Annotated in this window: 10 protein-coding genes, 1 pseudogene and 1 riboswitch; of the genes and pseudogenes, 4 read left to right on the plus strand and 7 right to left on the minus strand. The window is 69.1% G+C overall.

Annotation, left to right across the window (positions count from 1 at the left end; genetic code table 11):
- Genes PV679_RS31450 through PV679_RS31460 form a run of 3 tightly spaced genes read left to right on the plus strand, consistent with a single transcriptional unit; the run spans position 1 to position 3,048 of the window.
- Positions 1-813: an STM4013/SEN3800 family hydrolase gene (locus tag PV679_RS31450; RefSeq protein WP_319684114.1), complete on the plus strand. Its 813-nt coding sequence runs from the start codon at positions 1-3 to the stop codon at positions 811-813.
- On the plus strand, positions 810-2,195 hold the full coding sequence (locus PV679_RS31455; RefSeq protein WP_319684099.1) for an STM4012 family radical SAM protein: 1,386 nt from the start codon (positions 810-812) through the stop codon (positions 2,193-2,195). The genes PV679_RS31450 and PV679_RS31455 overlap by 4 nt, the downstream gene beginning before the upstream one ends.
- Positions 2,196-2,202: 7 nt before the next feature.
- Positions 2,203-3,048 carry an STM4011 family radical SAM protein gene (locus PV679_RS31460; protein ID WP_319684100.1) on the plus strand — a complete coding sequence of 282 codons (846 nt, stop codon included), beginning with the start codon at positions 2,203-2,205 and terminating at the stop codon, positions 3,046-3,048.
- Positions 3,049-3,061: 13 nt separating this feature from the next.
- Here the strand turns inward: PV679_RS31460 and PV679_RS31465 are convergent, their stop codons facing one another.
- Together PV679_RS31465 and PV679_RS31470 are read right to left on the minus strand one after the other, a co-directional pair.
- Positions 3,062-3,886, minus strand: a complete 825-nt coding sequence (locus PV679_RS31465) for an SGNH/GDSL hydrolase family protein (RefSeq protein WP_319684101.1) — start codon at positions 3,884-3,886, stop codon at positions 3,062-3,064.
- A gap of 199 nt (positions 3,887-4,085) precedes the next feature.
- A complete protein-coding gene (locus tag PV679_RS31470; RefSeq protein WP_319684102.1) occupies positions 4,086-5,030 on the minus strand; it encodes a LysM peptidoglycan-binding domain-containing M23 family metallopeptidase in 945 nt (314 codons plus the stop codon).
- Between the two features lie 2 nt (positions 5,031-5,032).
- A riboswitch (cyclic di-AMP (ydaO/yuaA leader) is annotated at positions 5,033-5,193 on the minus strand.
- Positions 5,194-5,633: 440 nt separating this feature from the next.
- Between PV679_RS31470 and PV679_RS31475 the strand changes: the two genes are divergently transcribed.
- Positions 5,634-6,431 carry a tyrosine-protein phosphatase gene (locus tag PV679_RS31475; RefSeq protein WP_319684103.1) on the plus strand — a complete coding sequence of 266 codons (798 nt, stop codon included), beginning with the start codon at positions 5,634-5,636 and terminating at the stop codon, positions 6,429-6,431.
- A 30-nt stretch (positions 6,432-6,461) separates the two neighbouring features.
- On the opposite strand, the gene PV679_RS31480 is transcribed toward PV679_RS31475, so the two are convergent.
- From PV679_RS31480 to PV679_RS31500, 5 genes and pseudogenes are all read right to left on the minus strand, one after another.
- Positions 6,462-6,653 (minus strand): DUF6126 family protein, encoded by a 192-nt coding sequence (locus PV679_RS31480; protein WP_319684104.1) that lies wholly within the window; start codon positions 6,651-6,653, stop codon positions 6,462-6,464.
- A 22-nt stretch (positions 6,654-6,675) separates the two neighbouring features.
- Positions 6,676-7,311 (minus strand): XRE family transcriptional regulator, encoded by a 636-nt coding sequence (locus PV679_RS31485; RefSeq protein ID WP_319684105.1) that lies wholly within the window; start codon positions 7,309-7,311, stop codon positions 6,676-6,678.
- 95 nt (positions 7,312-7,406) lie between these two features.
- A complete protein-coding gene (locus tag PV679_RS31490; protein ID WP_319684107.1) occupies positions 7,407-8,855 on the minus strand; it encodes an aspartate aminotransferase family protein in 1,449 nt (482 codons plus the stop codon).
- Positions 8,852-10,732: a 1-deoxy-D-xylulose-5-phosphate synthase gene (gene dxs / locus PV679_RS31495; protein ID WP_319684108.1), complete on the minus strand. Its 1,881-nt coding sequence runs from the start codon at positions 10,730-10,732 to the stop codon at positions 8,852-8,854. Before dxs ends, PV679_RS31490 begins: the two co-directional genes overlap by 4 nt.
- A gap of 24 nt (positions 10,733-10,756) precedes the next feature.
- A pseudogene (locus PV679_RS31500) lies at positions 10,757-10,909 on the minus strand (4-hydroxy-3-methylbut-2-en-1-yl diphosphate synthase); the annotation flags it as partial.

The raw sequence follows: 10,909 nt of genomic DNA on the forward strand, positions 1-10,909 counted from the left end.
ATGAACGACATCGTCGGCCGGGACGATCTGCTCCTTGTCACCCTCGACACCCTCCGCTTCGATGTCGCCGAGGAACTCGCCGCCGCGGGCCGGACGCCGCGGCTCAGCCGCCGTCTCCCGGACGGCCGCTGGGAGAAACGGCACGCGCCCGGCAGCTTCACCTACGCCTCGCACCAGGCGATCTTCGCCGGGTTCCTGCCCACGCCGGCCTCGCGCGGCCCGCATCCCCGGCTCTTCGCCGCGCGCTTCGAGGGCAGCGAGACCACGGCCGACCGGACCTTTGTCTTCGACACGCCCGATCTGGTCTCGGGCCTGGCGGACGCCGGTTATCGCACGGTGTGCCTCGGCGGCGTCGGCTTCTTCAACCAGCGGGCCGCGCTCGGCTCCGTCCTGCCCGGCATGTTCCAGGAAAGCCACTGGGAGGAGGAGTTCGGCGTGACCTCCCCGGCCTCCTTCGAGGCCCAGATCGACCGGGCGGAGCGGATCGTCGCGGAGCTCCCGCGTGAGCAGCGGCTTTTCCTCTTCGTCAATGTGTCCGCGCTGCACCAGCCCAACTGGTTCCATCTGCCCGGTGCCACCCGGGAGGCGGGCGACTCACGCGCCACACACGCCGCGGCCCTCGAATATGTCGACCGGCACATCGACCGGCTCTTCGCCGCCATGAGCAGCCGCCGCCGCTGCTTCGCGATCGTCTGTTCCGACCATGGCACGGCCTACGGCGACGACGGCTGGACGGGGCACCGTCTGGGCCACGAGGCCGTCTGGACCGTGCCGTACGCGCATTTCTTCCTGGAGCCCGGGGCCGCCAAATGACCGACACCACCAACACAACCAACACCGCCGGCGCGCACAGCGCCGACGCGCTCCGTCCGTACGAGAGCTATGTCTACGCCTATCCGCACAAGACGGCCTACCGCCCGCTCAAGGACCGGCCGGCGCTGCGCGATGCCTGGGCCGGCGAACCGACGGACGCCCTCTCCCTCTATCTGCACCTACCGTTCTGCGAGGTCCGCTGCGGCTTCTGCAATCTCTTCACCCGGATCGGCGCGCCCGACGAGCTGACATCGCGCTATCTCGATGCCCTCGACCGGCAGGCGACGGCCGTACGCGACGCGCTCGCCGGAACCGGCGACGGCGGCGCCGGTCCCGTGCGGTTCGCCGCCGCCGCGTTCGGCGGCGGCACGCCCACCTTCCTCGACGCCGGTGAGCTGGACCGGCTGTGCGACATCGCGGAGAAACGGATGGGCGCCGATCTGCGGGCTGTGCCGCTCTCCGTGGAGACATCGCCCGCCACGGCCACCGCCGACCGGCTGGCCGTCCTCGCCGACCGCGGCGCCACCCGCCTCAGCATCGGTGTGCAGAGCTTCGTCGACGCGGAGGCGAAGGCCGCCGTACGCCCGCAGCGCCGCGCCGACGTCGAGACGGCGCTCGGCCGGATACGTGACGCCCGGATCCCGGTCCTCAACATCGACCTCATCTATGGCATCGACGGCCAGACCGAGGAGAGCTGGCGCCACTCCCTGGACGCCGCGCTCGCCTGGAGCCCCGAGGAGCTGTATCTCTATCCTTTGTACATACGGCCACTGACCGGTCTCGGCCGGCTCGGAGCCGGAGGCGACGCCGCCTGGGACGCCCAGCGGCTGCGGCTGTACCGGCAGGGCCGCGACCATCTCCTCGACCGGGGCTACGAGCAGGTGTCCATGCGGATGTTCCGCCGTCCGGGCTCCGCGTCCGAGGGAGCCGACGACTACGCGTGCCAGACCGACGGCATGATCGGTCTCGGCTGCGGAGCCCGCTCGTACACCTCCCGCCTCCACTACTCCTTCGACTACGCCGTCGGCACCCACGAGATACGGCACATCATCGACCGGTACACGGCGACGGAGGACTTCTCCCGGGCGGAGGTGGGCCATCGGATCGACGAGGACGAGGCGCGGCGCCGCCATCTCCTCCAGTCGGTCCTCCAGGCGCGCGGCATGGAGGTGGCCGGCTATCGCGAGCGGTTCGGTGGCGGACCGGCCGAGGACTTCCCCGCCGAGCTGGACCTGTTCGCGGCGCTCGGCTGGCTCGACGAGAGCGCGGAGCCCGGCCTGCTGCGTCTCTCCTCCGAGGGGCTCGCCCACTCGGACGCCCTGGGCCCGGCGCTCTTCTCCCCCGCCGTACGGGCCGCGATGGCCGCGTACGAGCAGAAATGAGTCCATTGTGGACCTGACGATCCTCTACCGCGGTCCGCTCGCGTCCTGCGACTACGACTGTCCGTACTGCCCGTTCGCCAAGCGGCGGGACACCACTGACCAGCTACGTGCCGACCGGGCGGCGCTGGAGCGCTTCGCCGCGTGGGCGTCCGCGCAGTCCGGCGACCGGCTGTCGCTCCTGTTCACGCCGTGGGGCGAAGGGCTGGTCCGCTCCTGGTACCGCGGGACACTCGCCGAGCTGTCCCGGCTGCCGCACATCCGCCGGGTGGCCATCCAGACGAACCTCAGCGGTCGCACCGACTGGGTCGAGGACGCCGATCCCGGGACGCTGGCGCTGTGGTGCACGTACCACCCGGGACAGACACCGTACGACCGCTTCCTCGGAAAGTGCCACGACCTCGCGCGCCGGAGCGTCCGGTTCAGTGTGGGCGTCGTCGGTCTGCCCGGCCATCTTGAGCACGCGCTCCGGCTGCGCGCCGAGCTGCCGGCGGACGTCTATCTCTGGATCAACGCGGCCGAGGGCCACAGTTATACGGACGAGGAGGCCGCCCGGTGGACGGACCTCGATCCGCTGTTCCCGTACAGCCGCCATCCGCACCGCTCGGCCGGTCTGCCGTGCCGTACGGGCGAGTCGGTGATCTCGGTGGACGGCGACGGCACCGTGCGGCGCTGCCATTTCGTCCGTGCCGAGCTGGGCAATCTCTACGACGGGTCGTACCGGCGGGCCCTCGGTCCCCGGGCCTGCCCGCTGGCTCTGTGCGACTGCCATATCGGCTATGTGCACCTGGAGACGCTGCCGTTGTACGACGTGTTCGCCGGCGGAGTGCTGGAGCGGATCCCGGCGGCGATGTAGGGCCGCCTCGCCGTCAGTGCTTCAGCGGCAGCAGATCGGGCCGCTTGGCCGCCACATGGTCGCCGGAGGACTCGCCGCGCAGCCGGCGTCCGATCCAGGGCACCAGATATTCGCGCGCCCAGTGGATGTCGTCGCGCCGGACCTCGAACGTGCCGCGCGGCGGCTGCGGCGGCCATGCCTGGTCCGGATCGGCCGGCACATCGAGGCCCAGCACCTGCGCGGCGCGCAGCGCGACGCGGGTGTGTCCCTCGGGTGACAGATGCAGCCGGTCGCCGTCCCAGGCCCGTCGGTCCTGGACGGACTTGAGGGACCAGAGATCGAGTACGGGGCAGTCGTAGCGGTCGGCGATGGACCGCACATGGGCGGTGTACGTGGCGATCTTGCCGCGCAGATGGCGCAGGACAGGGACCCCGCGGGTGTCGAATCCGGTGGTCACCATGACCGTGCCGACGGCGCCCGTGAGGTCGGCCACGGCCCGCTCGAAGCGCTCGGCGACATCGTCCGGGTCGGTACCGGGACGGATGATGTCGTTGCCGCCGGCGCAGAAGGTCACCAGGTCCGGGGCGAGTTCCTTCGCCCGTGGGATCTGTTCGTCGACGATCTGGTCGAGGAGCCGGCCGCGTACCGCGAGATTGGCGTACCGGAAATCGCCGTGCACGGTATCCACTATTTCGCCGGAGACCGGCAGTTGGTCGGCCAGCAGGACCGCGAGCCGGTCGGCCCAGCCGACATACAGCCCGTCGGGTCCCAGATCTCCCACGCCCTCGGTGAAGCTGTCACCGATCGCTGCGTACGACGTGAATACGCCGCTTCTTCTGGATCTCGAATCGTCTGCCACAACCGGTCATCTTTCACTCGCAGATGTGACCTACGCGACCGTAAGAAGCCGTTGACGGCGGTGAGATATGCCATCGGTCAAGTTTCGTCCAAGCGGGAATAGGCGCAATGGCCTCCGCCCGGCACTTTCGGTGCCGGGCGGAGGTGTTGACCCACCGGTCCTTCGGACGGAATACCGGTTCGGTACGGGGCGTTCGGGATCAGACGGAGACGCCGTGCTCGCGGAGGAAGGCCAGCGGGTCGATGTCCGAGCCGTAGTCGGGGCCCGTACGGATCTCGAAGTGCAGGTGCGGTCCTGTGACATTGCCGGTGGCGCCGGAGAGTCCTATCTGCTGACCCTCGCTGACGCTGTCGCCCTCGGAGACGGAGATGGAGGACAGGTGGCCGTACTGGGAGTAGTGGCCGTCCTCGTGCTGGATGACGACCTGGTTGCCGTACGAGCCGCCCCAGCCGGCCGAGACGACGGTGCCCGCGCCGACCGCCTTCACGACGGTGCCCGAGGGAGCCAGGAAGTCCACACCGGTGTGGTAGCCGCTGGACCAGTTGCTGCCACTGGCCTGGTACGGCGTGCCGATGGCTATGCCGTCGACCGGCAGTGTGAAGCCGGAGCCGCTGTTGTCGTCCACCGGGTCGGCGGCGGGAGTCTCGGTCTTGACGGGAGCGGGATCCTCCGAGGGCTTGGCCGGAGCGTTGCCGCCGGGCTTCGAGTGATTGCCGCCGGGCTTCGAGTGGCTGCCGCCGGGCTTGGAGTGGTTGCCCTTCGACGTGGCGCCGATGGTGAGCTTCAGGCCCGGGTGGATGAGCGACGGGTCGGACCCGACGGCCTCACGGTTGTCGGCGTACAGCTTGTGCCAGCCGCCCCGGACGTGCTGTTCGGCGGCGATCTTGGAGAGGTAGTCACCGGCGACCACGGAGTAGATCTTCGGAGCCTTGGCGGCGGTCTTCTTGGCGGACGCCTGCTGAATGGTCTGCGCGGCAGCGGAGACGGCGTGCGGTTCGGTGGCGGGCGCGGCCTTCTCGGCGGCGTGCGCGCCGGTGGCGCCGATGAGCGGAAGAGCGATGGCGGCGCCGCCCGTACCGGCGGCGAGAAGGCCACGGCTGAACGGGCTGGTCCTGGTGCGGCGGTGCTTACCCTTCGCGGGCATGGTCAATTCCTCTCCGGCGCCTGCGAGGTGAGCTGTCGGGTTAGGGCTGGAGATGCCCTGCCGCGCGTACTGCGCGACTTCACCCCGAGCCGTCCGATAATCCGGAACGGCGTACTACCTGGGTCCCCCGCTCCTGCCACACGTGGATGGGTGAGTGCGAATTCCAAGCGGCGGCAGGATTCGGCGGTCCGCCTGGATTGAGGCTGAACGTAGGCGAGCCGGGAGGGCATTAACAAGCCGCTTATTCCCTACGGTGGCACACGCTCCGATATCACCCTGGATTTCCGGTCACCCTGCGTGGATTACGATCTTCGAATTCCGTGCGTCGCGGCAATTCCGATTCGCGCCGCCGCCACGGACCGTCACGGATATGATCCTGCTCACCAGCCGAAACCCATCTCCCCCTGGACCGGGGCACGTTATGCGAAACATACCAATCCGGACAGATGCACATTTGGGCGATTTGTATCTTCGTGCGATGTCCGAATAGTTCGCATTCGCTCCCGAGATGGCGAACTCGAATGTCCTGAGAACTGATGTCGTAGTGTCAGAAGACGAAATCGTCGGCGAGCGGCGCCGACGTCAGACACGGAGGAGCAGGCCGTGACGCAGCAGGTCCCGTCGACCGAGCCCGAGCTGACCGGAGTACGCAACTTCCGCGACGTGGGCGGACTGCCGACCACGGACGGCCGGCAGGTGCGGCACGGGCGGCTCTTCCGCAGCGGCCATCTCGCCAACGCCACCTCGGCCGACTCCGCCTTCCTCTCGTCGCTGGGACTGCACACCGTCTTCGACTTCCGCAATGCCGCCGACCTCAAGCTCGACGGTGCGGACGTGGAACTGGCAGGTGTACGCAATGTGAACATCCCGCTCACCGATCCGGCGGACGGCGCGGAGTTCTGGCTGATGGTTCGGGACGGCGATCTCGACCAGCTCCGCTCGCTCCTCGCGGACGGCAAGGCCGCGGCTCGGATGACCGACTCGTACCGCGCGATCATCACGGACCGCACCGCCGAGCACAGCCGGGTGCTGCACGCTCTGGCCGAGGACAGCGTCCCGGCCCTCATGCACTGCGCGGCGGGCAAGGACCGGGCCGGCCTCTCCATAGCGGTGTCGCTGCTGGCCGTCGGCGTCGAGCGCGAGGCGATAGAGGCGGACTACCTGAAGTCGAACGAACCGCGGCGGCGCTATCCGATCCGCCGCAGCGACAATTCGCCCGCCGCGATGTCCGCCGAGGTGATGGAGCTGCTCAGCCCGCTCTTCGACGCCAGGTCCGAATACCTCGCCGCGGCCTTCGAGACCATCGAGAAGACCTGGGGCAGCACCGATCGTTATCTGTCGGCGGGCCTCGGACTCACTCCCGAGACCCGCGAGCGGCTGCGCGCCCGCCTGCTTTCCTGAGGCGCGCCGCCGTCAGGCCGGCGCCGACCGCTACTGACCGCGCGCGCCCAGCTCGAAGAGCAGATAGAGGAAGCCCGCGAAGAGATGACCGGCCACCAGATAGGCGAAAAGCCGGATGACGAGCCCTCTGGGAAACTTCTTCTCCTGATTCATCGCGCGTGCCGGCAGGTCTTCCCGGCCGGCCGGCGTACCGGCGGGGTCCGGAACGGGATTCTCTGACATGGTGACAGACCTCTCTGACGGATCAGCCGCGATGCGCCCCGCCGCCGAGGCACAGCTCGGCGGCGGGGCTCTGCAGCAGGGTGTGGACGAAGAGCAGCTCGGTCCCGGCGGGTCCGGCCGCCGCGATCCGGTGCGGAGTGAGCGAGTCGAAGTGCGCGCTGTCTCCCGGGTCGAGCACATGCACGGCGTCTCCGAGACTCAGCCGCAGCCGCCCTTCGAGGACATAGAGCCACTCCTCTCCCGGGTGCACACGCACGAGATCGCCCTGGGCTCCGTACGGCACCTGGACCCGGAGCGGCTGCATGGCCCGGCCCGAGCCGCCCGCCTGGTGGTACGTCCAGCCGTCGGCCTCGACGGGCTCCGCCCGGCCGGCCCGGACAATGGGGTCGCGCTCCGGCGGCACTTCGCCGAGCAGCTCGGAGACGGTCGTACCGTAGATACGGGCGAGGGCCAGCAGCATGGGCAGCGAGGGCTGGCGGCGGCCCGTCTCCAGCCGGGAGAGATGAGCGGGAGAGAGCCCGGCCCGCCGGGCGGCGGACTCCAGGGTGAGCCGTTGGTCGCGGCGCAGCTCGCGCAGTCGCGGCGCGACATCGGGCAGCTCGTCGGAGAGCCGGCCGGGCGCTTCGTCGGCCGGCTCTCCGGCGGGAGGTGTACGCATGCCTCTATTGCGCCAGGATATTTCCTCTGGGGCAAATTTCTTACCTCAGAGGCAAACTCCACCGGCTCGGCGCCGACCCGGGAGCGCCGTACCGATCACCGGTTGGCGACGGCCTGCTTCACCAGTGTCCGCCCGAAGTCCCACATCAGTCCGCCGCCGCCATGGGCGTCGTCCATGACGGCCGTGAAGGCGTCGACAAAGCGCTCGACCTCTCGCTCTCCGATGGTCAGCGGCGGAATCAGCTTGATCACTTCGAGATGGTCGCCGGAGACCTGAGTGAGGATGCGGTGCTTCTGGAGCAGCGGTACGACCACCATCTGCGCGAAGAGCCCCTTGCGGGCGGCCTGGAGCATCGTCCACCGGCCACGCAGCTTGATCGAGTTCGGCCGGCCGAACTCGATGCCGATCATCAGGCCCCGGCCTCGCACCTCGTGCAGCAGTTCATAGCGGTCGACGAGCGCGGCCAGCCGTGACCTGAGCAGATCTCCGGTCGTCCGCGCATTGGCGACGATCTTCTCGTCCTCCATCACCGACAGTACGGCGAGGCCCGCGGCCATGGCCTGCGCGTTGGAGCCGAAGCTCGCCGAATGCACCAGCACCCGGTCCATCGACGAGTAGACCTTCTTGAAGATCCAGTCCTTGCCGAGGGTCGCGCCGACGGGGACATAGCCGCCGGAGAGCGCCTTCGCCACACAGACGAGATCCGGCTCCACTCCTTCCTCGTGCTGGTAGGCGTAGAAGTCGCCGGTCCGGCCGAGACCGGTCTGCACCTCGTCGGCGATGAGCAGCGCCTTGTGCCGGTGGAGCAGTTCCTGGGCCGCGAGCAGAAAGCCCGGCGGCGCCGCGTGCACCCCCTTGCCCTGGATCGGCTCGACGACGAACGCGGCCACATCGCCGCGTTTCAGCTCCCTCTCCAGCGCGTCCAGATCACCGAGCTCGATCGCCGTGTCGGGCAGCAGCGGAGCGAAGCCGTCCCGGAACCCGTCCTCGCCGTTGACCGACAGCGAGCCGGTGGTCAGCCCGTGGAAGGCGTGCGAGCAGTACAGGATCCTGGGCCTGCCGGTCGCGTAGCGGGCGAACTTCAGGGCCGTCTCGACCGCTTCCGTACCGCTGTTGCCGAAGAACACCCGGTCGAGATGCGGGCTGTGCGCCAGCAGCTTCTCGGCGAGCAGTCCGGGCAGCGGCTGGCAGTCGAAGCGGGTGAGGTCGGCGAGCGACGCGTCGAGCACATCGTGCAGCGCCTTGCGTACGACGGCGTGGTGCCGGCCGAGGCCCATCACACCGAAGCCCGCGAGCATGTCCAGATAGTCGTTGCCGTCCTCGTCCCAGAAGTAGGCGCCCTCGGCCCGCTCGTAGACCCGGTCGAAGCCGATGGTGTGCAGCATGCGCGGAAGCTGGTGGTTGAGGTACTTGGTGTGCAGCTCGTAGCGCTCGGCACCGCGCTCCGAGAGAAGCCGGGCGAGGTCGAAACCCTTCGGCGCCTTGAGCTCCTTGACCTCGTTGAGGACCTCGTTGGGCTCCGAGGGCTTCTTGGGATGGGTCATTCCGTGCTCTCCTTGTGTGCCAGGGCGGCACTGATCCGTCCTGCGATCTCCACCGGTGTCAGGCCGATGTCGGCCAGCACCTCACTCCGTTTGGCATGGGCCAGAAACCGCTCGGGGACGCCGTAGGTCCGCAGCGGTACGTCCACCCCGGCGTCGCGCAGCGCCTGTCCGACGGCCGAACCCACGCCGCCGCTACGGCTGTTGTCCTCCACTACCGCGACCAGACGGTGCCGGGCCGCGAGCGGCGCGAGCTGTTCGTCGACGGGCTTGACCCAGCGCGGGTCGACCACGGTGCAGCGGATCCCGCGCTCGTCGAGCAGCTCGGCCGCCCGGAGGCAGACAGCGGCGAGCACACCGACCGACACCAGCAGCACCTCGGCGTCCTCCGCGCGGCGCAGGATGTCCATGCCACCCGCGCGTCCCACGGCCGGCAGCGTCTCGCCGACGGACGCCTTGGGAAAGCGCACCACGGTCGGCGCGTCGTCCACGGCGACGGCCTCGCGGAGCTGGGCCCGTAGCTGTTCCGCGTCGCGCGGCGCCGCGATCCGCAGGCCCGGTACACACTGCAGGACCGACATGTCCCACATGCCGTTGTGCGAGGGGCCGTCGGCGCCGGTGATCCCGGCCCTGTCCAGGACGAAGGTGACTCCGCACCGGTGCAGCGCGACATCCATCAGAAGCTGGTCGAAGGCACGGTTGAGAAAGGTGGCGTAGACGGCGACGACGGGATGCAGGCCGGCGGTGGCGAGCCCGGCCGCGGAGACCACCGCGTGCTGCTCGGCGATACCCACGTCCCAGATCCGGTCCGGAAAGCGCTCGGCGAAGGTGGCCAGCCCGACAGGACGCAGCATGGCCGCCGTGATCGCCACGACATCCGGCCGCTCCTGGCCGATCGCGGCGATCTCGTCACCGAACACCGTGGTCCAGGACGGGCCGCCGGCCGGTACGAGCGGCTCGCAGGTCAGCGGATCCATCACGCCGACCGTATGGAAGCGGTCCGCCTCGTGTTCCAGCGCCGGCCGGTAACCGCGGCCCTTCTCCGTCAGACAGTGCACCAGTACGGGACCGCCGAAGCGTTTCGCCTTCGCCAGCGCCGATTCCACGGCGGCGATGTCGTGCCCGTCGACCGGTCCGACGTATTTGAGGCCGAGATCCTCGAACATGCCCTGTGGCGCGAAGGCGTCCTTGAAGCCCTTCTTGGCGCCGTGCAGCGACCCGTACAGCGGCCGGCCCACGACAGGCGTCTGCTGGAGCACTTCCCTGCCCCAGGCCAGGAACCTCTCATAACCGTCGGTGGTACGGAGTGTGGCGAGATGGTTCGCCAGGCCGCCTATCGTCGGTCCGTAGGACCGTTCGTTGTCATTGACGACGATGATCAGCGGGCGGTCCCTCGCCGCCGCGATGTTGTTGAGCGCCTCCCAGGCCATGCCGCCGGTGAGGGCCCCGTCGCCGATGACCGCGACCACATGGCTGTCGCCTCCCCGTACGTCACGGGCCTTGGCCAGTCCGTCGGCCCAGCCGAGCACGGTGGAGGCGTGCGAGTTCTCGATGACATCGTGCTCGGACTCCTCCCGCGACGGATAGCCGGAGAGGCCGCCCTTGCCGCGCAGCTTGGAGAAGTCCTGCCTGCCGGTGAGGAGTTTATGGACGTAGCTCTGGTGGCCGGTGTCCCACAGAATGCGGTCGACGGGCGAGTCGAAGACCCGGTGCAGAGCGACGGTCAGCTCCACCACCCCCAGATTGGGCCCGAGGTGACCGCCGGTTCTGGCCACCGCCCGGACCAGGAATTCCCTGATGTCCCGGGCCAGTTCGTCGAGTTCGCTTTCGCTCAGCGCCTTGAGATCGCGCGGTCCCCGGATGTTCTCCAAGACAGACACGCTCGGGCCCCCTCTCAGACCAGTTCAGCTCACGGTGACGGCGGGAGCCCCCGAGGGCACCCCTGCGTCCTCCATCTCCTCGGCGATCTTCAACGCCTCTTCGATCAGGGTCTCCACGATCTTCGACTCCGGCACGGTCTTGATGACCTCACCCTTGACGAAGATCTGACCCTTGCC

Source organism: Streptomyces sp. AK02-01A, assembly GCF_033795305.1.
Taxonomy (GTDB): Bacteria; Actinomycetota; Actinomycetes; order Streptomycetales; family Streptomycetaceae; genus Streptomyces.

Excerpts from the sequence above, each read along its gene's own strand:
- PV679_RS31455 (WP_319684099.1), top strand. The coding sequence starts at position 810 with ATGACCGACACCACCAACACAACCAACACCGCCGGCGCGCACAGCGCC.
- PV679_RS31470 (WP_319684102.1), bottom strand. The coding sequence starts at position 5,030 with ATGCCCGCGAAGGGTAAGCACCGCCGCACCAGGACCAGCCCGTTCAGC.
- PV679_RS31485 (WP_319684105.1), bottom strand. The coding sequence starts at position 7,311 with ATGCGTACACCTCCCGCCGGAGAGCCGGCCGACGAAGCGCCCGGCCGG.
- PV679_RS31450 (WP_319684114.1), top strand. The coding sequence starts at position 1 with ATGAACGACATCGTCGGCCGGGACGATCTGCTCCTTGTCACCCTCGAC.
- PV679_RS31490 (WP_319684107.1), bottom strand. The coding sequence starts at position 8,855 with ATGACCCATCCCAAGAAGCCCTCGGAGCCCAACGAGGTCCTCAACGAG.
- PV679_RS31480 (WP_319684104.1), bottom strand. The coding sequence starts at position 6,653 with ATGTCAGAGAATCCCGTTCCGGACCCCGCCGGTACGCCGGCCGGCCGG.